Raw genomic sequence first — 24,197 nt, 5'->3', positions numbered from 1 at the left:
TGAAAGTTGGCGAACAAAAAACAGCTTAACCGCTAATCACAAAGCGGGGAAAGTGCGGGCATCCAATCCTTCTGGATACGTTCGGAATGAGCATACAAAGTCATGCGATCGTCGCGGGCGTAACCAATCAGGGTTACTCCGTGGCTTTCAGCCAGCTCGATGGCGAGACTGCTGACTCCGGAAATGGCTGCAATCACCGGAATGCCAAAGCCAATGGCCTTGAGCACAATTTCAAAACTCAGACGCGAGGAAATCCCCAGCACATTGACTTCGCCGGGCATCAGTCCTTGCTGAATGGCCGCACCAATACCCTTGTCCACGGCATTATGGCGACCAATATCTTCGCGCACCAGATAATCCCGGCGATAGCCGAGAATGGCGGCATGGGCCGTGCCGGTACTGTGATTCAGCGCCTGTTGCTCCTGCATCTGTAGCATGAGAGTACGGATGGAGACCGGGTTGCAGCAAAAGCTGCTCTCCAGTGGCGCAAAAGGAATGAGCCCGGCCAGGAGCGGCGTCCCGCACAAGCCGCAGGCACTTCCGCCAAGGACTTGGCGACGCTTGTGTTGCGCGCGTTCTGCTGCTGCTGCCGTGAGCTGGAGGTAAACGGCCCAGGCACCATTTTCGGTCACCCACTCCCAGGTGATAATTTCCTCAGGGTCGTGAATAATGGCTTCGCTCCACAAAAAACCCATAAAGAAATCATCCAGGTGTTCCGGCGTCACCATCATCACTGCGTAAGCCTGACCATTGAGGACAATGGAGACTGCGCGTTCTTCAAGGACCGCTTCCTGGTGGGCAACCGGTAATCCCTTTCCCGTCAGCAGGGTTGCTGCCGACCAGCCGATGCCCGCACCTAATTCGCCATTGATGCGCATAAATCCTTTCCTTTTTGAGTAAGAAGGATCACGGTGCGACCACGTTGTTCGCTTTGGGTCAGATATCCCATACCACCCCAGCTTTCATTTTCACCAAGCAGTAACAACAGACGTTCCAGTTGGCTCCGCCGCAAATTCATCTGTTTGCCTATTTTCGCCAGAGAAATGACCGGTTCATGACACAGTGCCTGCAGCAGGGCGATGACCAGATCTTCCGTGGCCGATTCTGGAGCAGACTCAGACGTCACGCTTGCTCACCGCGTGAAAGGTCACCCGAATGGATTTGGAAGTCGGGGTGTTGGCCCGGTCTGCATGACTGGACAGAGGCACCAGTACATTCAGCTCGGGATAGTAGCCAGCCACACAGGAGCGGGGAATATCATAGGGTAGCAGGCGAAAACTCCGGGCAACGCGCTCGCCGTCAGTCCAGTGCGAAATAATATCCACCAGCGTATTTTCGATAAAACCCAATTCAGCCATGTCTTCAGGATGCATGAAGCAAATATTGCGGGCACCCGATACTCCCCGGTAGCGATCTTCGTAACCATAAATGGTGGTGTTGTATTGATCATGGCTACGAATCGTCATGAGATTGAAAACCCGCTCAGAACTTTTGGGAATAAAGCGGTCTTCGGTGATGTGATGCAATGGCTGGGCAATAAACTGAGCCTTGCCCGATGGGGTCGTCCAGCGCCGGGAGCGTGGCGGCAGATCGAGATGAAACCCTCTGGGTTGATGGACCCGGGCATTGAAGTCCTCAAAACCTGCAACTACCCGTGAGATGCGATCGCGAATCCGGTCGTAATCCTCTATCAGTGCGCGCCATGGGGTTTTGCTGTCGGGCAAGGTGGCTTCAGCCAGTTCGGCGATAATGGCACATTCGGATTTCAGTTGGGACGATGCCGGTGCCCGCATTCCCTGGGAAATGTGCACCATGCTCATGGAATCCTCAACGGTAATGCCCTGGGGCTGACCATTTTGAATGTCTATTTCTGTTCGACCCAGACAAGGAAGAATCAGGGCGTTTTTTCCGTGGACCACATGAGAGCGATTGAGTTTGGTGGTTACATGCACGGTCAGTTCACAATGGCGCAAGGCTTCATGCACGCGCCGGGTATCCGGGGTGGCGTTGGCAAAATTGCCCCCCATCCCGAAAAACACCTTGGCCTCACCTTTTTCCAGAGCGGCAATGCTGGCAATGACGTCATGGCCGGGTTCTCGGGGCGGCTCAAAACCAAACTCCTTGCCCAGACGATCCAGAAAATCGGCAGCGGGACGTTCCCATATCCCCATGGTGCGATCACCCTGAACATTACTGTGTCCGCGAATGGGGCAGGCTCCCGCTCCGGGCTTACCGATATTCCCTTTGAGGAGAAGCACATTGACCAGCATCTGAATGGTAGCCACGGCATGCTTGTGTTGGGTGATGCCCATGCCCCAGGTGATGATACTGGCTTTGCCCGAATCATAAATTTTACCGATTTCCATAAAATCGGCATGGCTGAGACCGCTTTCCGACTCAATTTCTGCCCAGGGGGTATCCAGGGTAATTTTTTTCAGAGCAGTGAAACCCTCAGTATGCGTATCAATAAAATCCTCATCCAGAGAGCCTTGCTCCAACAGATAACGCACTATGCCGAGGGCAATGGCATAGTCGCCGCCAATGCGGGGCTGATAGTAATGGGTAGCGATTTCGGTCCCATGATTGGTGAGCATCTCGCCGGGATCCTGAGGGTTAACAAAACGCTGCAGGCCACGTTCCCGAAGCGGATTGAAAACCAGAATCCGGCAGCCACGTTTGGCCGCATCTCGCAAGGTGCCGAGCATGCGCGGGTGATTGGTGCCGGGATTATGGCCAAAGAGGAGCAGTGTATCGGCGTGGTCAAAGTCTTCCAGGGTGACGGTACCTTTGCCAATACCAATAGACTCAGGCATTCCGAGACTGGTAGGTTCGTGACACATGTTGGAGCAGTCCGGCATGTTGTTGGTACCAAACTCACGGACAAAAAGCTGATAGAGAAAAGCAGCTTCGTTGGAAGTTCTGCCGGACGTATAAAAAATAGCCTGGTGGGGGGAGTCGAGCACCTGCAGGTGATGGGCTATCTGGGCAAATGCCTGCTCCCAGGAAACGGGTTGATAATGGTCGCTGGCGGCATCATAGATCATCGGTTCGGTCAGGCGGCCGAATTCTTCCAGATCATAATCACTTTGCTGGGCAAGCCAGCTCACGGAATGCCGGGCAAAAAAATCCGCTGTTACGCGTTTGCTGGTGGCTTCGGCAGCAACCGCCTTGACGCCGTTTTCACAAAATTCAAAGGTGGAGTGGGCATCGGGATCAGGCCAGGCGCAGCCCGGACAATCAAAACCTTCGGCCTGATTGGACTTCAGCAGCAGGGCTGTACCTTCCGAGAGAATACCTTGCTGGCGCAGGCTCTGCATGGAAGCACGAAGTGCTCCCCAGCCTCCTGCTGGTTGATGATAAGGACGAAATTTCAGTTCAGACATGGTTTTCTCCTTGTGAAGCATCACCGATATTCAGGACAGAAGACCGGCATCCTGCGCGGCCAATGCCCCTACGGCAGACCAGTCACGGGTGGTGCCGCCTTCGGCAGCGAGACGAATAAAGCGATCACGCAGGAGGCTTGCAAGAGGCAGTGGAACATCCAGATGTTCCGCTGCTGCCAGAACCAGACGCATATCTTTCTGGCCCAGCGGCGCGGCAAATCCTGGCGGCGTAAATTTCCGGTCGGCAATCAGTGCGCCATAATTTTTGTAGAGGGGCACATTGAACAGGCTGGAGGTCAGCAAATCCAGATAGGCATGGCGGTCTACTCCCCCTTTTTCCACCAGTGCCATGGCTTCACCCAGCGACTCAATGACCGAAGCTATCAAAAAATTACCACTGAGTTTGACCAGATTGGCCTTTTCCGGCGCATCTGCCACCACAAAACTACGTTGACCCATCACATCAAAAAGGTTTTGCAGGCGGGAGATGATCTCCGGCTTTCCTGCCAAGGCCAGGAACAGCTTGCCGGCAGCCGCCGCATCGGGCCTTCCGAAAACCGGGGCGGCCAGATACTCCTGCCCGGCTCGGGCATGGGCTGCGGCCAGCTGCGCTGAAAGGCTGACACTGATGGTGCTGCAGGACACATGCACGGCCCCTGTCCGCAAATGCGTTATCAGGCCGTTTTCCTCCAGAACCAGAGATGTTACGGCTGGATCATCGGCGAGCATGGTGAATACAACATCGGCATCGGCAAGATCCTGAAGGTTACCGGCGGCTTTTGCGCCCTGATCAACAAGCGCCTGTATTTTCTCGGGAGTGCGGTTAAATACCTTCAGATTTACTCCGGAAGTGAGCAGTCTGGCTGCCATTCCCGAGCCCATCTGCCCCAGTCCTACGAAACCCACTTGCATGGTGACCTCCTCGTTTTGCATCTGCTACATACCGGACGGTTGGTTCTAACCTTAGTCAGAATCCCTGTTTTCGTCAACATTGAATGATTTGGCGCGAAATTTTTGCGAAATGCCTTGCATGTCTCAAGAATAGTCCCTATGCTCGCTCATGGACACGTGGTCCGAATTTACGCAATAGGAAGTGCATCAAATGGCAACAGGTACAGTAAAGTGGTTCAACGATAGTAAAGGTTTCGGTTTCATTACTCCTGAAGATGGCAAAGAAGATGTATTCGTACATCACTCCGCCATTCAGGGCAGCGGCTTCAAGACCCTGGCAGAAGGCGCACGTGTATCGTTCAACAGTGTTCGCGGCCCCAAAGGCATGCAGGCTGAGGACGTGCGCGAGATCTAATCCCTAGCGGATGATCATCGCCCAGGGCGCCGCAATTGCGGCGCTTTTTTTTTTGGGCTCGTGAAATTAGGCTCAGGGCGCGCATGGCACCCAGCACTGCGTATGTCAGATAACCCTGGCCAGCAATAAATCCTGAATACCTTCAGATAGAGACCAGGACGGTTGGCATAAGTCCTTGCGCATTTGCTCGTTATCCGCAATGGAACGGAGGATGTCTCCTTCTACGGGTGGAACCCATTCAATACGGGATGGCGCATTGACAAGTTCTTGGATGGTTTTTGCCAGATTGAGAATAGTAGTCGCTTCTCCTCGGGCAATGTTAATGCTTCCCTGCACCCTTCCTGTTAGAGCCGCCACGTTGGCCTGAGCAACATCTTTTACATGAATGAAATCACGTTCCTGGTTGCCATCACCACGGATGGTCAGTGTCTGCCGGGATAGCGCCTGGGCCACAAAACGGGAAATCACCCCACTATAGGGGGATTGGGGATCCTGCCGGGGGCCATAAACATTAAAATAACGTAAGCCTAAATGCGAAAGTTGATGCATACGGCCATAGAGGTCTGCATATAACTCGTTCGTATATTTTTCCATTCCATAAGGAGAAATTGGCAAAGCTGGTTCATCTTCATTCAGAGGCAGTTTTGTGGGGTTGCCATACACGGCTGCCGAAGAGGCGTACACAAAGCGCGCTTGGTGTTTCCGCGCCTCTTCGAGAACACCAACATAAGCCAGAATATTCTGCTGACAGGAAAAAACAGGATCCTCCTGACTTCTGATGACGGAAACCTGGGCGGCGAGATGTAATATGTGGGTCACCCCTTCACAGGCGCTATGCAGTAGTGTGCGATCAGTCATGTCGCCCAATATAAAATCCAGGCGTTCATGGCTTGCGGGTAAGTTATCCCTTTTCCCGGTGGAGAGATTATCCAGGACACGGACGTGATAACCTTCAGAAAGCAGAAGTTCAACCGTGTGGGAGCCGATGAAGCCGGCACCACCAATAACAAGCATTATTGTAGGCTCTATGCTGAGCGTATCCATCCATTCTCCCGAATTTTAAGTTATGGCCAAGCCTGAAAATTTACCTTTACGGGCATATCCTTCACAACATCATGCAATTGTAATGGGTGCTTAAGACGGAGTTTTATCCGTAATGTATTTCCTCGCGTCGAGGAAAACACAGAAAACTGAGGGGGCAATCTACTCGCTTCAGCTGAAACACTCATAACGACACCCGGAATATGTTGTCCATTACTAAAAATAATGGTTGCAGGTGTGCCAGGATGTGCATAGCGTATGTCTTTTGGGCTAAGAAATGCCTCGATCCATGGCTGACTATGGCTAAGTAGAGTCAATATTGGGGTATCATGGGACACCCATTGGCCTGGATAGACAAGTGGACGGATAACCTGTCCAGTAAAAGGTGCCCTGGATGCCTCCGTGACCTGTGGAAGGACAGAAGTTTGCGCAGCCAATCGCTCCAAAGCTGCTTTGGATTGATCAGCCGATGATTCAGCGGATAAAAGTTGCTCTTGAGCCTCAGTAAGGTCCGCTGTCGTAGCTGCACCCTCATCCAAAAGTTTTTTTAAGGCCTTAACTTTGTTCTGCCGTATAACAACCACTCTTGCCTGCAGATTCAGCGCTGTCTGCAAGGATCGTAGAGCACTTTTGGAAATTCTATTGCTTCTGGAAGCTGCAATCGTATCATTCTGTTCATAGGGTTGGATACGGCATAAGGCTTCTCCGCTCTTTACGGTTGCTCCACTAGGTAAAACAAATAAAACATGCCCAGCGGTACCTGCAGTGATAGTGACTTGCTGCATTTGCACAAAACCTGGAGCGCTCACGACCAGTAAATCGTGGATAAACTGAATACCGTAGTATACTGGTAGGGCTAGCACGGCGAGCACAATAAGATACCATCGCCAACGTGGTACATGACGCCTAGAAGCTGCATACCGCACCGATAGATCGTTACTAGAATCGGGAGTTGCAGGTGGCATATCAAAACTGATTTTCAAAGGGTTATCCTCATCGAAGTGAAGCTTCGCGAAGCTGTTTCAGTCAAGGTTTTGCTTTGTAAAAATCTTCCCATGATTGTATATCTATGCCGTCAAAGTTTGGGAATGCATTAAGTGAACGTGATAAGTTTTGCCAATGAGTCATCGCAGCACTTTGTCCCTGTGGATATAGACTTTCAACCGCTGGAAGACCGGGTTCAATACTTTGCACGATACTGATAGACAAATTTGGGTTCCTCGTCATTTCAAGTGGGTAGCCTGAGATCCAGCTTGCCCAGGATCAGGTAGGCCATGTTGATAAAGTTCTTGTGCGTGCGGTAACCCCGAGCCTTGGCCTTGGCGGATTGAATGAGGCTGTTGAAACCTTCCAGAATTCCATTGGTGATCTGGCTCTCGAACCATCGGAGCACGCCATCCCAGTGATTCATGATGGTGTAGGCGACCCTGACGATAGGCGGCAGATCGCTGGTTCTGGCGTTTTCCAACCAGGCTTTCAAGAGGGTAGCCCCCTGGTGGCGATTCTTGATCGTGAAGATGTCCTGAAAGGTCAGGCGGAACTGGTAGGCCTGCGCCGTCTTGAGGTTCTGGTCTTTGAGCAATTCCTGCAGCTTTTCTTTCTGCTTCATTTTGAGGTTGCAATCGTTCTTGAGCCAAAGCCAGCGGGTCTTTTTGAGATTTGGCTGGGTGAGGACTTCCCCCTTGCGCACGTCGTCTACGGCCTCGTTGACGAGCTTCATGAGGTGAAAACGATCGAAAGTGATCTCCGCATTGGGCAGGTGCTCGGCAGCCCCTTTCTGGAAGGCCGGCGAGAGGTCCATGCTCACATCGGTGATCGCTTCCGCGCTACCACCATGGGCCTGTAGATCTGCGGAGAATTTCTCAAAGGTCTTGGCATCCTTGCCGGGAGTAGCGAACAAGAGTCGCCGGGCATTCAGATCCACGAAGAGCGTGATGTAGTCATGTCCATGCCGACTGCTGGTTTCATCGACGCCGACGGCATGGACATTGGCCATATCCACCGCAGCACGAGCTTCGGGCACATAATGGTCAATCACTCGCCACAGGAGCTTGTCGGTCTCACCGACCATGCGAGCTGCCGTCAATACCGGCATCTCCCGCACCAGGGTCATGATCAGCGCTTCAAAGAGCAGGGTGAAACGCGAGCCTTCCCGCGCCCAGGGAACAGATATCTGATGCACTCCATGCTCCTGGCACTTCACACGAGGTACACGGGCATGGAGATAGGCTTCATGCTGGAAGAAATCCATGTGCCGCCAGGTATGGTCACGGGTATCATGTACCGGACACTCCTCACCACAGACGGAGCAAGCAAAGCGACTACCTTTGGGAAAGTTGATGTGCAGATCCAGGCGTTTCTCCTCCACCGTGAAAGTCACATGATCCACCAACCACGGCGGAACCAATCCTAACGCGAGAGAAAACAGCTCTTCAGGGACCATCAGCTAACTCCTATTCAGGGCACGACCGCTCCACAGCATTCTACCCCCTACCCACTCAATCTGACGAAGAGCCCAAATTTGAATATTTTTGTAGTATTGGTATCACAATCTGTTTAACACGATTCGGATTGCTTATATAAATCATTATCGCAGCATTACTAAGTCCTGCTCCTATCAACTGATTGATTAGATTTTTATTTTTGAATTCTTTATAATTAATAGTCAAAGTGATAGGTCGTCCAGTTTCACTGTGAATCACAGCTATAGTTTTGATAATCCCAGATTTCCAGATATTTTGTTTATTCTTCGGAAGTTGACTGCGTTCAACATCAAGGTCTACACCATCGAAACCAAGTGCATAAATTGCCGGTAACCATTGCATTAATTTTCTGCGTCCATTTGCTGTAACTAAATCAGGCTCACCAATCAACCAATTCACAGTAATTCCCATATCTTTGGCTTTTTCCAAAAAATTTGCCAGTCCTGGTAATTTATGTAGCTCCATAATAGTTTGCATCTGCGAGGGAGTAAAAGATAATTCAACCCGTCTTGTTTGGTATAGAAATTTTTCATTATTGTGCCACTCACGAATAAAATCTGCAGCGTTCCAAGTGTACCATCCATAAATTTTAGCACTTCTATTGCTTATGGTTTTAATTGGCTTGTGACCAAGATATAGGGCAGCTTGGACTACTTTTTTCCAATTATGTTTCAGTGAATTAAGCGCGCTGTTTACATTATTATTTTGTATGTTTTCTAGTTGAATATTGGACGTTTCCGATTGTTCTTTGTCTATTAGTTTATTTGCAGATAACTTTCCCTCGAAATTTTCAGCATGAATAATGTTTTTTGCTAATAATTCTTGACTATAGCTGTAGTTTATTGCTGCTTGATAGAGCAAGTAAGTTTTTTTTAAGTCTTTCTCTATGGCGTCATCAGGAATTGCCTGAGCGCGAAGATGGGCTATCTGCCAAGCTGAAAATGCGGCTTCCAATTGTCGCCATGACGCTATTGTGTCCATGTCACTTTTTTGTACGTTATTTAAGGCTATTTGTGTATCCTGATTTGCTTTTAGTTGAGCTTTTCTTAAAGATAACTGCGCCTGATCGATCAATGCAGCTTTCTCGCGATGAATTACAGAACGTTCATGCAGGATATCTATAGGCATATCGACTTGTACACCAATGGTCGTAGCAAAGCCTGAAGGTACACCAATGCCTTTTGTGAGTGATTGTGAAAGTATAAGGTTTCCATTTATCCCTTCCCAATTTAGCTTTTCAGCAGAATTTTCTGAGGCAGCTAGTACAGCCTCAGCACTTTTCACGGAAGCAGCACTTTGAGCGGCACTTGAAAGCACCTTTTCAAAATCTGTTGGAGGAGAAACAGTCGGGGCTTGTGGCTGATAAGTGGTGAGGGTTTTTCCAGTGAGTTCCTGCAAAACTAACAGGGCCTCACTTTTTTCGGCTTCGTTTTTGATCAGTTCCCTCTTTGCAATGTCGAACATTGAATCAAAATCTAGTTGCCTTGATTTAAGTAAGTAATGCTCTTTTAATCTATAGGAAAGAATTTTTTTTGCGTTATCCTTCCTTGACAAAAATGAATTGTCAAATTGAATTCGCTCTTCGGCGTAATATAGTTGTGCATTAGCAGTAAAAAGAAGATTTAAAACGTCCCCCTCAATTCTCTTGTGATTTATCTGAGCTAGTTTAAGTGAAAGTTCAGTGTTCATTACCTTCTTTTCTAGTTTCTCTGCGGAGCCCAATAATGGTAGAGTCAATCCTAATTGCATATTTGCAGACTGATATGTGAGAGTGGATGTATTAGAAATTACCGCACGGTTATTTCCAAAACCTGATCCCAAAAAAAGATTTAAACCTTGATTGGCTTGGTCAATTTTTAATTGCTGTTGCAAAACGTCTATGTCTGCTTTGGCAAGCTGATTATCAATAGCCGAATAGTTTGCCCAATGAACAAGATCATCCACTGTTACTTCGGCAGAAGCTGGAGTGCAGATTACCAGGAGCCACATCATAATTAATCTAATTGGCAGTGTTTTCATGTTAGAATTTTGTTTTACGTAATACCCACCATGGTGCCATGGCAGAATCATAATGAGTACCAATAAATATTTCTTGGATGATTGCAAATGCACTGTTGACTCTGGTAATGAATGCAAAAAATGGATATAATAATAAAAATGGTAAGTATTTTATATCTTGACTAATGCGTTCTGATATCCCAATGATGTAAAAAATGAATAGTATTAATAGTGCAATAAGGTATACGCAGTATATAAACATGAGAAGGCCTACTATTACCCCTGTATCAAATAATATGAAAAGTGCTACAGTATAAAAAGTGATTATGAAGGGCATTAATATCTGCTGGATTAATCCGGAGTATAAGATAAAAAAGAAATTCTTCCAGCCTAATAGTTTTGGACGAATATTGTAACGATATTTTCGTATAAAAATATAAAAAAGATCACCGTCCCATCGCCATCGCTGTTTGATGAAATCTTTAAAAGTCACTGGTACATCCGTATGGCCTATAGCCATCGGATCGAAAACTATTCTTAAACGGCTATGCCGACCAAAGTGCTGCTTAATTCGCAGCGTCATATCCAGATCTTCCGCAGTACCAGCATCCCAACCTCCAGTTATTCGAATAAAAGATGTGCGAAAAACTCCAAAAGCGCCAGATATATTATTGACTACATCGAATTCGGAAAGTCCAGTTTTTCCCGCTGCGATGGAAAGCATGTATTCGATATTTTGAAATATGGTTGTCAGTGATTTATCTCTGTTGCGTACACGTAAACAACCAGCTACACCAATCACATTCGGATCGTCAAAATGCTGCGTAGCATTTTGTATCATATCATTATCAAAAGAGGTATCGCCGTCTAAAGCCATTATTATTTCCCCGGTGGCAAACATCAGGCCTGTATTCAGAGACGATACGCGTCCACCTCGTTGCCACTTCGGTATCACCTGTAGGCGTCTATTTGGTAATTTGTTTACCTCTTGTATGCAACTAAGGGCTGCGCTTAGAGTGTTAGCATTTTGCAGTGCGCCATCAATAACAGGAATTATTTGAATGAATCCAGGATATTCTTGATATGCGAGAGAAAGAATGGTTTTTATAACATCTCTTCCTTCTGAGTAGCAAGTGATTGTGCATGATACAGAAGGATATTTTTCACGCCATAATACTGGGCGAGTCTTAGCCAGAGTGTAACGAATTATTCCAATTAATACAAGTAGGTACAGTGGAAGTTCAAGTATGATTGCGAACGGAAAAAACTTTAATGCGAGATTCAGTCCGGAACCGTGCTTCGTTGTATCCATCAATCGCATAAATGTCCATACCGCTTCAGCCCACATGCTTTTGTACTTTTTTGCTGAGTTTTGCCATAACATCATTTACCGTAGTCTTAGGTATGATATCTTGTGGACATTGTAGTGAATGTATTTCCGCCTGAATATTTGATTGTTGGGGTATATTTAACGTAGATAATATGCCTTTAAGCCTATTCGCAAAGCCTTCTGCTGATGACATAGGTAAAAATATCCATAATCCATATTCACCAAACCGAGTTGCCAGGTCAGAATCTCGTTGCAATTCACTAATTCTCAATGATATTTCATCAAATAATGCATATGCACGCAATGCTCCAATCTGTTCGATGATTTCTTGAGCGTTTTGAATGTTAAAAAGTACAAGCCCAAAGCCTATATCTGGATGGCGTTCTTGGATGCTGAGTGACCATGCGATTGTTTGGCGAAAATAAGCACCTACTACATAGTTTGAAGTCTTCACATTGGTGAAGCTTTCGTTGGAGGCTCCTGAGCGAAGTAGCATCCGGCCTTGTACTGATAGTACTAGGGTCGATATATCATGGGGAATCAGTTGTTCAGGAAGATTTTCTGATCCACAATCCAAGCAATTCGCTCTGATCTTAGGCTCGATAAATATATGATGGCAACTTTGACACGCGTATTGAGTCAGTGGCCGATCATAGTCTACACCGATGTGTCGGAGTCTGGTGTTACATTGAGGACAAAGCATTCCACTGGGTGACTGAAAGTCTGTTTCCGGACCGACATGCCCGCAAGTAAAGCAGTGTAGAGCTGCTGTTTTGTGAATTTCTATACTTTCGCATTGTGGGCAAACATCAATAAAGTGCGGGTGTGCGCTTCCGCAATGCGGGCATTCTCTGGTTCGATCCAGCAATGTTCTTGGAATTAGCGTTTGCCTTTTAAGTAGATCGATTAGTACGATGTCTGCTAATTCTTCTGTTTTTGAAAGAACGTCTATCACAGGATATCGGTACAGTCGCTTGCTGTTTCGATCGAGTACCGGTCGAAGCTCAGACTGCTCACGAATATATTGGTAGAGCATTATTTTTTCATCAGTCTGCAGGGCTTGCGGGTCAAGCTTGAGGCTTATAAGTAATTCTTGCATTTGCTGTGCAGAACTCATCGCTTCAACAAGTGTTTTATGACCATCTAACAGAGGATTCTAGTTGTTGGTGTTATCTGTATATACAGGATGGACCCAGTACTGAGACTGACGGATATGCGAAACGGCCTTGTTTTGTTCAGCTTCAGAAAGCCCCTGTAACAAGAAGCCGAATAGATTGATATTCCCTTCAACTACAGCGGTCTGGTCTGTGACATGAATTACGTTTTCTGGAAGCTGGCCCGGCTTGTCGGGGCTGATCAGTACCAAAAAAAAGCGTTTTGAAGTTGGAAAGGAAGTCATACTCGAAACTGACTCATCTGAAGCTGTCATTTTGGTTTCAGGGGATTTCATAGGCTAATATCCATTGGACACAGCGAATAAAAATTCGAAGCATGGAAGCAACATCTAGTTTTCTCTTGAAAACTATACACGATTTTCATGGTAATTTCTATGGGTTATATAACTAGCAACTCAGTGGATAACGCCCATAAAATCAAAAGGATGATTACAGTAAAATGTAACAAGATAAGAAAAAAGCTCAGACCGAGGTCTAAGCCTTTGTAATATTTGGTGGCGCTTCAGGGATTCGAACCCCGGACACGCGGATTATGATTGCGCTGTAGCCCGTTTTTGGATCAACAACATACCAGATAAAAAATAATAAAAACAGTTAGATAAGCGTTATGTTATTCCCTGGTATCCCCTGCGATTCCCGTTTTTGGTGTGGTGCAATTACGGTGCAAAAATGACCTGCTGAGTACCGGCCCGCGATGGACCACCCGCCATTCTGCTGCTGTCATTGTCATGGTGAATCCTCTTCTGCCGTTACACGGTAACGAGATATTGCAATCTTACAGCGTAATGCGCAAGTCACCGTTACAGTCACCACCGTGCCGGATCGGGGCTGGGATGCTGCAGGACCACCATAACGCAGGGGTGATGCCCATAACGCATCCGCCATGATTAAAAATCTACATCTTTTGAACCCATCCTTTATCTGGCGTTCCTTTTAATTATTCAAAACAAAATAATAGAGATATAACTTTATTGGTAGGATAGTTTTAGTAAGAGGGATCGTGCTTGTGGGGATAACGCATCGGCGCGGGTGAAGGATCGTTCGAGTGTCGCTCATGGTGTAGTGCCGCAAACAATGCCGTGTAAAGACCCTAAATCTGCCCTGTGGGGCAATTTCTCGGCATTGGTGCTGCTATCCTGCCACCACCAGATTTGGCACCGTCTTATGCAGGCGGCTTGGGCGGCAGGCCTTTGTGTATTTTTCCAACCCTCACTGTCCGTTATAGAAGTTTTTTGGTTAAAAAAGTTCGTGAACGGTGTTTCTTGCCGTTGATGATTTGTTCTAAGCTGCTGATTTATAAGGGCGTAACCGGTGTAACCGGTTGTAACCAGCCTTGGTTACACTTTTTGGTCTCGCAAGGTACTGATTACATCTGAAAAAATAGTCACGAGTTCGAGTGTAACCAGTGTAACCAGAATACAATACCCATATACTATCATTTCACAGGATAAAATAGAGAATGAGAAACAATAGCAAATGAGAATTATTCTCTATCTTTTTTCCTCGCGTACGTATATATATTTCTGGTTACACTGGTTACACGGATATAGAGAGAAGAAAAGGCTAACAAAATCAACGAGGCAGAGAAATAAAAAGTGTAACCAAGGCTGGTTACAACCGGTTACACTGGTTACAGCCCAATAAAACAACAACTTACGGACACTCAATTTTCATAATTGCCGTTCACGAAATTTTTTTGGTGGTAAAAACTTCGATAAAGAAAAATTAGGATTGAAACCGAACCCGATATGCTGAACCGAAGCAAGCACTGGAACATACCCGATAAGGCCCTAAATTTGCCCTGTAGCGCAATTTCTCGGCAAGGGTGCTGATTACACCACCTTACCACTACCAGATTTGGCACCGTCTTATGCAAGCGGTTTTTGCAGGGCCTTGACGCATCGCAGAGGTGCAAGTTTGGTGAGCACCCCGTACTTCTTTGATGGCGTAACGAAATCGGCTGCGGCCTTGTTGCTTGTGCGGGTTTGTGCGGATTGTGCGGAACACCCGCACAGTATTTATATTGAATTATCAATGATGTGCGGATTGTGCGAATGTGCGGGCAGATATACGGATATATATACTGAAACAGAAGATAGAGAATGATAACCATTATCAATCTTATCGAAACGCGTAACTTGTGTATTTTTCGCCGCACATCCGCACAACTATACTAAAAATGGAAAACATATAATAAAATCATATGGTTTTAAGGCAAAAAAGTGTGCAAAACAATCCGCACAATTCCGCACAATCCGCACACCAATAAAATCAGTCGGTTACAGATAAAGTATGCTGCAACTATGTGTTTTCAGGATAGAGTGTGCCATAACCATTTCTATCCAATGTCAGGATATCGTTACGGTAACAGAACGTTTTGCGGGATCGTTCAAGCGCCGCTCATGGCGTAATGCCACCAACCTACCGTAAAGGCTCTATATTTGCCCTCTGGCGCATTTTCTGACGCAGGTTATTATCAAGCCACCCGAATAAATGAGGTGCCCTAGAAAGCGGCGCTGCCTTGCTGCCATCATGGGACAGTTCCCAACGGTATGCGGACATAAAAAGGCCGCCTCTTCAATCGGCGGCCATATAAACCAAAGGACGTTCAGCTAGTTGATGGTATGTGCCGTGTCAAAGCTGTTCGGACGCATGGGCATCGTGGCTTTGTTATCAGGCTGTAGGGCAAGGTGCCTCGCGGGGACCATAACACAGTGGGTGGACATCCCGTTGATACGCACGGTCTTGTCCCAGGTGGAACCCGGAACGTCCTTCAAACCGCCAGCCCACGCACCATTTTTGTTATACCGTGACCCCTTGAGCAAGTCGGTCAATCCGCTGTGCTTATGGGCGATGGCAAGACATAAATTTCCATCATTTTCCCATACCCTCAGCCCCACCAGCCCCAAGGCGCGGATTTCATCGCTGTTTGTGCCGCCATTCACCAGATTGCTTACCAGTCCACCAATGGAATGGGTTTCACGGTTAATATGTTCTCTGCCATTTTCATCGCATTCGTGATATTCGACCGGAATGTTTTTGGTGAGCAGGGTGTTCAATATGATCTCGTGTTCCGCCGTGCCCTGACGCATTTCGTCCAGTTGCGGCTGCAAACAGATAATCATGACTTTCAGAACCGTCAGTATCTGTTCATCCGTCTGTATTTTCGGGTTGGAAATCATGCTGGCGGCAATGACAGTACCAAAGGTTTCCGCTTCACGAGAATCCCCATTACCGGCATACGTGTTCCAGTTCTTCAGCGCCAAGTCATAGATGTGCTGAAACCTGCCCCAACGCTGAATCGTGCCCCAGAAAAAGATGGCGGATTCCTCTGGTGTCAGGTTTTCCGGTGGCTGACCGGTTGCACCCACGCGCGGGGATAGCTTGACCATTACGATCCGGCTGCGGTCGGCGGGTTCCAGTGCGGGTTCTGCGATACTCGCAGCCATCACTGAAGTCATGATGCGGAACTCGATGCCCTTTTGGTCTGCCGTTCCCTTGAAAACGGTGCTGGAAGCCGAATAAGCTGCACGCATGAGCTTCAGCACTTGTTCGATGGCCGAAAGAAGCTTCTGCCCGTTTTCCGTATTTTCTTTTTCCAGCTCGTCGATGATGAATGCGAAACAGGAATTTTGCAGAAATTGGCGCATACCCGCTTCGGTCATACTTGAACCCATGTCCGTATGCTTCAGGTAACCGATGAGCATATGTGCCAAGTACGACAGTAGTCGGGATTTGCCGCTGCCTCGCGGACCTACGACCCACATGTGCGGACGACGTTCCAGCAAGCCAAGATATACCACCATGGTCATCCAACCCATGACTAAGGATGGACCCATAGGGAAATTCTTGAGTCTGTCGTCCATGACTACCGGCTTTTCAAACGACCACGTACCTAAATCCCGATAAATCTTGGCGCAAACACGGGCGTACTCATCATCCGTGACGATGTGTTCCGGCGGCGGTGGCGGGGTGGCGGCACCGCCATTCACATATAATTCCCTGCGGTTTTCATCAATGCGGTCAATGGTGGAACCATCCTGCAAATACACCGCGTTATGCGTATTGATGACAATTTCACGTTTATCCGGCGACCAGACACCTGTACCGAAAATCCGATCACCACCGTGGAACGCGCCCTTGTTGGCACAAATGGACGCAATTTCCATAGACGCCTTTTTAACGTCAAATTCAACGGTGTCATGGACCATCTTGGTGAATTTCTGTTCCAGCCAGGACCTGCCGCAGATACCCGCCAGTGTCGCTGCATTGTTGAGGCTGGCTAAACTGGTTTTAATCAGACAGTTCTGCGGAATAGACCAGAGAGCCACCGTCAGACCGTCATTCGACATGCCCAAGGGGATGTAACCGCCTTCGCCATCCCCTGCAGTCGCCCGTTCACAGACCGTTTCAATCTGCTTAATCAGGTCATCTGTCTGACCATTCTGGATGGCGTCATCCAGACCTTGCTTTTCAACCACAACGAGCTTACCGCCTTTGGGTCCGGTCGTCGTGGAAAAGGCAGGATAACACCATGTATAAGCTACCCGCAGACCCGCTATGGATTGCTTGATTAAATTGGCAAACCGGAAAGCTTGATTGAATACGTCCCTATTGCGGACTTTCTTACCCCGATTAAGTGGTTCGTACTTGGCCGCTTCTTCTTCGTCAGAAGGCATTTGCTTGGTACTCACGGGGTAACCGTCAGAGTCAAACATGACCACGACATAGAAAATCTGCATGGAATCGTTCAGAGGCACCAGAAAATTGCGAATTTCCTTGGACAGCTTATCGCGATCTTCCGAGTCCCGATACATCGTAATGCCGGGGATGGCTACGCAAGGGATACCCGCTTTGCAGGCTGCTGCTGCTTTCTTTTCGCCTTCCGTGATGACCACCACTTTGGTGTCCAGACGTGAATTCATCAAAGCCATGTGGAACCGTTCTGGGATATACAAGTGCGCTTTGGAACCTGCCGGTGAGAGATATTTCCCAATTTCGCTGCCCGGTTCAATATCCAGTAACCGGAAGCGCTCGTAGGGGATACCGGAATCAATGAGCGGACTGCCATCGTAGTTGAAATACGGTATGGAATAACCACCACGACAAGGCAAGGCGTTTTCCAAGCCTATGCGCTGCTTCAATGCAGGCATACCCAATGGTTCTGCTTTCAATTCCTCTGCGGTCAAACCGGAATGGGCTAAATCGTCGTGCATAAAACTTTGCAATGCTTCATCTACCATGTCACACCCCCTTACCGCGAACAGCGGCTATCTGGGCGGATGTGGCAATCCTTGGACGGCCCCTCTTGCCGGTGGGCTTTCTTGGGGGTTTCATGCCACCGACAGGGAAGCTATTCAGCCATGCGATGACATCCCGAAGATGGTAGCGGGGACCGCGACAACCGGGGATGAAGACGGCGGGGGGTAGTGCAGACTGGGGCTTGTTCTGAAGCGTTTTAGGGCTAACCTGTAGCAGTACAGCCAGATCATGGACCGTGCAGAGTAAAGGCAGAGACGCAGGCGGTTCACCACCAGCACTATCGTCGGAACTACTGCTGGCTGACTTTTTATGACCACCAGCTTTGCGACCAGACTGACGACCGGCGGATTGCTGTTTGTGAGCATGGGTGACCAAATCTATGCCAATGGCACCCATTTCATGTAGACAATTGGGGCGTTTACCAAAGTGTCGGAATGCTTTTGCATAGGATAGCTTGGTTTCGTGCCACGCGTTGTCATACAGGGATTGCTTGGCTTTGTTACCCGTAAAGGAAGCCCACATTTCACCCATAATGCAGGCAGTGAAAACCAATATACCAAATGCGGCAACCATATCCGCAAGAAAGGATATGTCATGACCGGCGGTGCCGAGGATGCTGTTTGCCACACAAGCCAATAAACCCATGGTGAGCGTAACTACAGCCGATGGAACGATTATTTTTGCGCAAATTTTAGCCCATGCGCCGGGCATGTTTGTGTCTTTCATGTTCGTTGTCCCATTTAACAAGGTCAGCTACTTAATGGATGCCTCGGATGTGCTCACCCTTACAGGTGAACCCATCCGTGTCTGGCCCGTGGGACAACTCGCTTGGGCAGCGAAGAATCCGGGGACCAGCCGGGGCGGACCAGAGCACATCCGAGGCATCCGCCGTGTGGATGTTTTTCGCACCCACGTGTGGGTATAGGATGACGGGAAAGGGGATAGCACATTTCTAACCCGTTTTGGTTCAAAAACATCCTACATCAACACCTTTGACATGAATTAATTTCATAGGTTCCACTCATTTTATCCCTGATGAAAAATGTAACTATATGTTTTATTTAGATGACAAAACTTTTTACAGGATATTTTTTCATGTATAGCCATTTTTGCCAGAAAAACGCTTTTCGGCGTTTTTTGGTCCCTATCAGTGGGTACAGACTGGCTGCCAACTGGCACCAGTTTATGCCCAGTCACAAAGACGCGTCTTGATGGATACATACTGACACCACCCTATATCCAGATCATATCCAGCGATGGAACAATGCAAATCACAAGTGATTCAGGCGACGCTTCAGTTCCTTGATGAGCGGCGCGCTGTTCATCCGTAGTTCCAGATTGTCGGGTTGGCCCAGTACCCTCGACACGGCAAGGCATAAATCCCTATGGCCCATCAATGCCACATCAACAGGTAGCAAAGAACCATCCAGCGCACTCTGTGCCATCGTTTTCCGCTTCTGCCGATACCGCCTTGCTTTTTCGGTAGGGGTCAGTACATGGTCGGCATACAGCCTTGGACGGCCCGCTTTACGTTTTGGGGTGGGGGTATCAACAACAGGCTGGACCAAAGAGGGCCGTTCCATAACAGGTGCAGGCAGGTATGTGGGTTCCGGCTGACCTACAGGTTCCGGTGGCCTTATTGGCTGGCCACGTTCCGGTCGGGTTGATACCGGCTGTTCCGGCTTGCGCAGGGGTTCCCGCGTTACAGGTTTTAAGTTGAGTTCATCCAAACCCAGTCCTGCCAATAGGGATTTTTTCATGGCATTCATCCTCACAAATCTCATCACGGCTTATTCCGTCATGATTGGTATAGCCGAACCATATGGGGTATAGCTTTATTGGGTGATGGCCGACTATTTTGAGGTGACTTGATTGGGTAGCGGCAGACTATTCAGAGTTAACATTATTAGGTGGCGGCCTACTATTCAGGGTTGGCCTTATTAGGTGATCGTTTACCATTCAGGCGCAGACTTATTAAGTGATGGCCACTATTCATGTACGGCTTTAATTGGGTGGTGGCCGACTATTTATTAAGGATGGCGTAACCAAATGAATTGGTTCCGGTAGATGAAAAATGGTTGGTTAGCGTCGCTATATATTTAGTGATTATTGTTTTAATGGGATAAGGTGAACGCCAGATAAAGTAACGCATCAAAAGCTGTAGCTTTTTTATTGGTGCGAATGGCCAGCAGGGACAGCAGGAACCACCAAAATGGTTTATCCCGCGACAGGGTTGCTATCACGTTCCTTGACCTTCCGGCTGGCTTTAAATAGCACCACCCGCCTAGCCGCAATCTCGAAAGGTTCACCGGTCTTGGGGTTTCGGCCCTCTCTGGCAACCTTATCCCGTAACGTGAAATTCCCAAAGCCAGACAACTTCACGTCTTCACCAGAGGCCAGCATTTCCCGTATCGTATCAAACAAACTATTCACCAGTTCCAAGCTGGTTAGACGGGTCAGCCCCATTTCATCCATTAAAGAATAAGCTATTTCTGCTTTTGTAACGGTCATAGTTCTTTCATCACCTTATTCATTGCGCGTTGTGCCGAGGCCAGTTCTTTCAACAGATAGTCGTGGGCGTTTATGTGTATCTGGCAATCCTGAATCACTTCCCGATATACATCCACAAAGTCCATCATCATGTCTTTGCGCCGATCTTTCTTGGTCCGAATGAACTGCGCATCATAGTAACCCAGCAGTGATATGGCAAAACGACTCACCATGAGCATGGCGGCATTGGTAGCATATTCTGCCATGAATTCCGGTCCAAAGCTGTTTGGAGAAAGAATAAATTCATCCGTTGGAAGCATTGCATCCAGTTTTTGAATCAGCTTGTGCGTGGTCTTAGCTTGTTGATCTAGCCCATCTACGGATTCCTGATCCATGCGTTCTGGGTGTCTCTGCGCTTCATAGATCAGTACATTGGCCGCATCTATCAGGGTATCCAGCCCCTGGACGGTCCACAGGAACTGGGCGCTGGGTGCGGCTTCCAGATTCACATCAGACCGTGCATCCGAAGGCGCGAGGTACAGGCCACCCGCTTGAATAATCTTTTCAAGCACGTCTACGGGTCGGCCATCAATGTCTTGTATCAGCAGCGCCTCACCAATGGCGGCATGATGACCATTGGCGCGACCGCCTTTCTTGCGGGCTGATTTGGCGGACTTACCGCCTGCGGGGAATGGGTGGACATTGCTCATTGCGGGAATCTATCACGATGCAGCTTCCCAGAAAATCCTGATGATCAAAATCATGTACCATAATTTAACTAAACCGCATTTCTGAGGTGCCTATGTGTGGCCGTTATGCTTTGGAACCCCGCAAACTGAACCACATCATCAGGGAATTGGCTCTACCTCTACCTGGCTTCGATGCGCACTTTAATATCAGCCCCGGCCAGAATGTGCCGATTATCCGGGATGTCGGTGCTGGCCCTGAATGGATTACAGCGCGATGGGGACTGATTCCGCATTGGGCCAAAGAAGCCAAGGCCACCTACAGCACTTTCAACGCCAGAGTCGAAACCGCCAGCCAGAAGCCCACTTTTCGGGATTCATGGAAGCATCGACGCTGCATCATACCCGCCACGGGTTTTTATGAATGGCAAACCGGTGAATCCGGCAAAAAACAGCCGTGGTATCTGGGTAGCGTAGATGGTCAAGCGCTGGCTTTTGCCGGTTTATGGGACCACTGGACCGATGGGGATTCTACGCTGGATAGTTGCAGCATTCTGGTAGGCCCACCAGAACCTGCCGTTTCCGGTATCCATGACCGCAGTCCTGTCCTGTTGGGGGATGCGGCATTGTCTTTATGGATCAGTCCTGCCTTGAAGGTGGCTGACATTCCCAAGGTGTTTGCCTTGCCGCATGCTGAATTGAAAGCGCAGCGGGTGGAAAGGGTGTCAGATGATGGGTTGCATCTGCTGATGAACTGACGCTAAGGGGCTTCTGTGATATAACCACCCAACAAACAACAAGCATCAGATACCTGCTCAACAATATCCTCAATGAGAACGAACAGATGAGAACAAAAGAAAACACTTTGGTTAGCGTCGTACTTCCAACTTTTAACAGGGGGCACATAATTGAATTATCAATTAGAAGTGTTTTGGCGCAAACATACAATAATCTTGAGGTAATTGTAATTGACGATGCCTCTACAGATGATACAGAAAAGAAAATAGAGGAACTAAACGATTCCAGAATAAAATATCTCAAATTGAAAGAAAATGTGGGTGCTTCTGCTGCAAGAAATAAAGGAATTAGTTTGGCTAGGGGAATTTTTGTTGCATTTCAGGATAGTGATGACATTTGGTTTCCCAAAAAAATTGAAAGACAAATTGACTCATATAACGATATGTATAACCGGTATAAAACTGTAGCTGGCTGTTTTTGTAGATACATCAAAATTTCAGGTAATAACGGAACAAATGTTGTACCATTAAGTAGCGATCTATTGGCAAACGATGGGAATTATCACGAGAAATTACTAAATCGCAACTTAATTGGAACCCCGACACTTTTAGCAAAAAAAGAAGCTCTTGATAAAGTGGGTGGATTTGATTCATCACTATCAACAGATGAAGATTGGGATTTGGCATTGAAGCTTACAAAATTATACCGCTTTGCTTTAACTGATGAAATCCTAGTCTGCTCTTTAACGTCAAGCGATGGCGTGAACACCAAACCCAGATCAGAGAGCATTTTAAAGATAATTCAAAACAATATAGACTCTTTTGATAAAAATAAAAAATGTTATTCTCTACAAATAAGAACTGCAGCTATAGATTGTTTGATGAGAAACAACATATCAGAAGCTATAAAGCTGGCGAAGAGATCATTAATGATCAGGCCATCGGTGAAATCACTACTGATTTTTCTTGTGCCCAATATTTATATTAAAATTAAGAAATTTAAATAATAAACATACCAATACCGTACTTTTTATTGATATACACTGCTAAAGCAATATTTACAATAACCATACTAATTCCAGTGGAAAAAGCAGCACCAACGTATCCATAATCAGGGATCAGCATCAGATTTAGGAAAACATTAACTACAGATTCTATCATCAATCCTATGAATAAAACTTTACTTTTCTGGGTCATGCTTAGAAATGGACCTACTGCGCCTACAGAGGCATTGAAGAGCCGAGCCACAACCAGAATAACCATGACTTGGCCCGCTTCTATATATGAAGTACCAAAAGTAATTTGTAGTATAAGGCTTCTCATTGGGATCAATATGATAGAAATAGATAAAGCCAAAACAAATGCAATTCGACTTATAGACTTGCATTTTATTTTTAAATCATCCGTGTTTCCTGAAAAATAAGCTTTCGACAACAATGGCTGATAAACAACAGCGAGAGAACCTAAGCCAATTACAAGCACCGAAGCCATCTTCACGCCAACCTGATAAATGGCGGTATAATCAGACCCCTTAATTATACCCAAGAGTACCATATCAATTTGCGAATTTATTGAAAATGCAAGACCAGCCCCTAACAATGGGAAAGCTTCAGAAAGCCAAAACTTCCATGGCATTTCAAAAACATTAGCACTGGATTTCAAATTAATTATAGATCGCAACTGAATCGACTGAATAACAATAGACAATATTGTGGTCACCATTAAAATAATCAATACAATTGAGGTGTCTAGCTTTATATTGATTATCAAAATAACAAAAATTGATAAAAGAAACAGTAAAGAACTAATTAAAACAACTTTTGCAGAGCGTAAAGACTCTGATATGCCGTTTTGGACCGATATCAATAAATTATTTATTTGCACCACAAAAAGAAGAAAAATTGATATTAAAATTAGACCGCTTGAAGCTTTGATCTTAATTATAGAAAAAGAACCATCCATCAGAACAAAGAAAGCACATCCAACTAAAACTGTGCCTATTGTCAGCATAATAAAAGCTGCTATGATAATTTTTTTTACTTCTGAATTTAATTTATTACTATAAAATCTTGCAATCTCTCTGATTAGCAAAGTAGGCATTCCAAAAGAAGCTATAACGCTCGTTAGGCCAACTAACGATAGAATATATACATACAGACCATATGCAGGGGCGTTTAAATTACGTGCTAAAATTACCAACGAAAAAAGGTTTGTTGCTGTGGTGCCAATGGAAAATAAAAATTGGTATGAAATCTTTTTTGTTTCATCTTTTAAGAGACCTTTTATTGACATAATCCTAGAAACCT

21 protein-coding genes are annotated in these 24,197 nt (G+C 46.9%); 3 read left to right on the top strand and 18 right to left on the bottom strand.

Going from position 1 to position 24,197, the window contains the following annotated elements; genetic code table 11:
- Window positions 1–32 precede the first annotated feature (32 nt).
- The 4 genes from fdhD to GCD22_RS17445 are packed head-to-tail and all read right to left on the bottom strand — an operon-like array spanning window position 33 to window position 4,295.
- A complete protein-coding gene (fdhD, locus tag GCD22_RS17460) occupies window positions 33–878 on the bottom strand; it encodes a formate dehydrogenase accessory sulfurtransferase FdhD (protein WP_065974765.1) in 846 nt (281 codons plus the stop codon).
- The gene (locus GCD22_RS17455) at window positions 857–1,126 is read right to left on the bottom strand and encodes a hypothetical protein (RefSeq protein ID WP_031573570.1); all 270 of its coding nucleotides are present in this window, start codon (window positions 1,124–1,126) and stop codon (window positions 857–859) included. Before GCD22_RS17455 ends, fdhD begins: the two co-directional genes overlap by 22 nt.
- A complete protein-coding gene (locus tag GCD22_RS17450) occupies window positions 1,116–3,383 on the bottom strand; it encodes an FdhF/YdeP family oxidoreductase (RefSeq protein WP_031573573.1) in 2,268 nt (755 codons plus the stop codon). The genes GCD22_RS17455 and GCD22_RS17450 overlap by 11 nt, the downstream gene beginning before the upstream one ends.
- Before the next feature lie 30 nt (window positions 3,384–3,413).
- The gene (locus GCD22_RS17445) at window positions 3,414–4,295 is read right to left on the bottom strand and encodes an NAD(P)-dependent oxidoreductase (protein ID WP_031573576.1); all 882 of its coding nucleotides are present in this window, start codon (window positions 4,293–4,295) and stop codon (window positions 3,414–3,416) included.
- A 190-nt stretch (window positions 4,296–4,485) separates the two neighbouring features.
- Here GCD22_RS17445 and GCD22_RS17440 point away from each other — a divergent pair, with 190 nt between their 5' ends.
- Window positions 4,486–4,689, top strand: coding sequence for a cold-shock protein (locus GCD22_RS17440; RefSeq protein ID WP_010642828.1), 204 nt, complete (start codon window positions 4,486–4,488; stop codon window positions 4,687–4,689).
- 105 nt (window positions 4,690–4,794) lie between these two features.
- Here the strand turns inward: GCD22_RS17440 and GCD22_RS17435 are convergent, their stop codons facing one another.
- The 13 genes from GCD22_RS17435 to GCD22_RS17375 form a co-directional block, all read right to left on the bottom strand.
- Complete coding sequence (locus GCD22_RS17435) at window positions 4,795–5,733, bottom strand: NAD-dependent epimerase/dehydratase family protein (protein WP_065974764.1); 939 nt, start codon at window positions 5,731–5,733, stop codon at window positions 4,795–4,797.
- A gap of 20 nt (window positions 5,734–5,753) precedes the next feature.
- Window positions 5,754–6,713, bottom strand: a complete 960-nt coding sequence (locus GCD22_RS17430; protein ID WP_077273630.1) for an HlyD family secretion protein — start codon at window positions 6,711–6,713, stop codon at window positions 5,754–5,756.
- Between the two features lie 43 nt (window positions 6,714–6,756).
- Complete coding sequence (locus GCD22_RS17425) at window positions 6,757–6,939, bottom strand: hypothetical protein (protein WP_153940885.1); 183 nt, start codon at window positions 6,937–6,939, stop codon at window positions 6,757–6,759.
- A 19-nt stretch (window positions 6,940–6,958) separates the two neighbouring features.
- A complete protein-coding gene (locus GCD22_RS17420) occupies window positions 6,959–8,173 on the bottom strand; it encodes an ISL3-like element ISAtc1 family transposase (protein ID WP_012387019.1) in 1,215 nt (404 codons plus the stop codon).
- 55 nt (window positions 8,174–8,228) lie between these two features.
- On the bottom strand, window positions 8,229–10,232 hold the full coding sequence (locus GCD22_RS17415; protein ID WP_153940884.1) for a TolC family protein: 2,004 nt from the start codon (window positions 10,230–10,232) through the stop codon (window positions 8,229–8,231).
- A gap of 1 nt (window position 10,233) precedes the next feature.
- A complete protein-coding gene (locus tag GCD22_RS17410; protein ID WP_065974761.1) occupies window positions 10,234–11,559 on the bottom strand; it encodes a glycosyltransferase family 2 protein in 1,326 nt (441 codons plus the stop codon).
- Complete coding sequence (locus GCD22_RS17405) at window positions 11,549–12,640, bottom strand: TackOD1 domain-containing metal-binding protein (protein ID WP_170286760.1); 1,092 nt, start codon at window positions 12,638–12,640, stop codon at window positions 11,549–11,551. Before GCD22_RS17405 ends, GCD22_RS17410 begins: the two co-directional genes overlap by 11 nt.
- 57 nt (window positions 12,641–12,697) lie before the next feature.
- Window positions 12,698–12,991 (bottom strand): hypothetical protein, encoded by a 294-nt coding sequence (locus tag GCD22_RS17400; protein WP_153940882.1) that lies wholly within the window; start codon window positions 12,989–12,991, stop codon window positions 12,698–12,700.
- A gap of 2,337 nt (window positions 12,992–15,328) precedes the next feature.
- Entirely contained in the window at window positions 15,329–17,959 is a 2,631-nt protein-coding gene (locus GCD22_RS17395) for a DUF3854 domain-containing protein (protein WP_153940881.1), read from the bottom strand.
- A gap of 1 nt (window position 17,960) precedes the next feature.
- The gene (locus tag GCD22_RS17390) at window positions 17,961–18,704 is read right to left on the bottom strand and encodes a hypothetical protein (RefSeq protein WP_140391108.1); all 744 of its coding nucleotides are present in this window, start codon (window positions 18,702–18,704) and stop codon (window positions 17,961–17,963) included.
- A gap of 545 nt (window positions 18,705–19,249) precedes the next feature.
- Window positions 19,250–19,738 (bottom strand): hypothetical protein, encoded by a 489-nt coding sequence (locus tag GCD22_RS17385; protein ID WP_031576126.1) that lies wholly within the window; start codon window positions 19,736–19,738, stop codon window positions 19,250–19,252.
- A gap of 457 nt (window positions 19,739–20,195) precedes the next feature.
- Entirely contained in the window at window positions 20,196–20,489 is a 294-nt protein-coding gene (locus GCD22_RS17380; RefSeq protein ID WP_031576128.1) for an integration host factor subunit alpha, read from the bottom strand.
- Complete coding sequence (locus GCD22_RS17375; RefSeq protein WP_031576130.1) at window positions 20,486–21,178, bottom strand: hypothetical protein; 693 nt, start codon at window positions 21,176–21,178, stop codon at window positions 20,486–20,488. Before GCD22_RS17375 ends, GCD22_RS17380 begins: the two co-directional genes overlap by 4 nt.
- A 92-nt stretch (window positions 21,179–21,270) precedes the next feature.
- Here GCD22_RS17375 and GCD22_RS17370 point away from each other — a divergent pair, with 92 nt between their 5' ends.
- Together GCD22_RS17370 and GCD22_RS17365 are read left to right on the top strand one after the other, a co-directional pair.
- Complete coding sequence (locus GCD22_RS17370) at window positions 21,271–21,912, top strand: SOS response-associated peptidase (protein WP_031576132.1); 642 nt, start codon at window positions 21,271–21,273, stop codon at window positions 21,910–21,912.
- An 86-nt stretch (window positions 21,913–21,998) separates the two neighbouring features.
- Window positions 21,999–22,898, top strand: coding sequence for a glycosyltransferase family 2 protein (locus GCD22_RS17365; protein WP_081577487.1), 900 nt, complete (start codon window positions 21,999–22,001; stop codon window positions 22,896–22,898).
- Here the strand turns inward: GCD22_RS17365 and GCD22_RS17360 are convergent.
- Window positions 22,891–24,183 carry a flippase gene (locus GCD22_RS17360; protein ID WP_031573914.1) on the bottom strand — a complete coding sequence of 431 codons (1,293 nt, stop codon included), beginning with the start codon at window positions 24,181–24,183 and terminating at the stop codon, window positions 22,891–22,893. The two genes, GCD22_RS17365 and GCD22_RS17360, sit on opposite strands and share 8 nt — an antisense overlap.
- Between the last annotated feature and the right edge of the window lie 14 nt (window positions 24,184–24,197).

Source organism: Acidithiobacillus thiooxidans ATCC 19377, from assembly GCF_009662475.1.
In the GTDB taxonomy this organism is placed as follows: Bacteria; Pseudomonadota; Gammaproteobacteria; order Acidithiobacillales; family Acidithiobacillaceae; genus Acidithiobacillus; species Acidithiobacillus thiooxidans.
The sequence above is the reverse complement of the archived record's forward strand: the minus strand, read 5'-3'. Positions and strand labels throughout refer to the sequence as shown.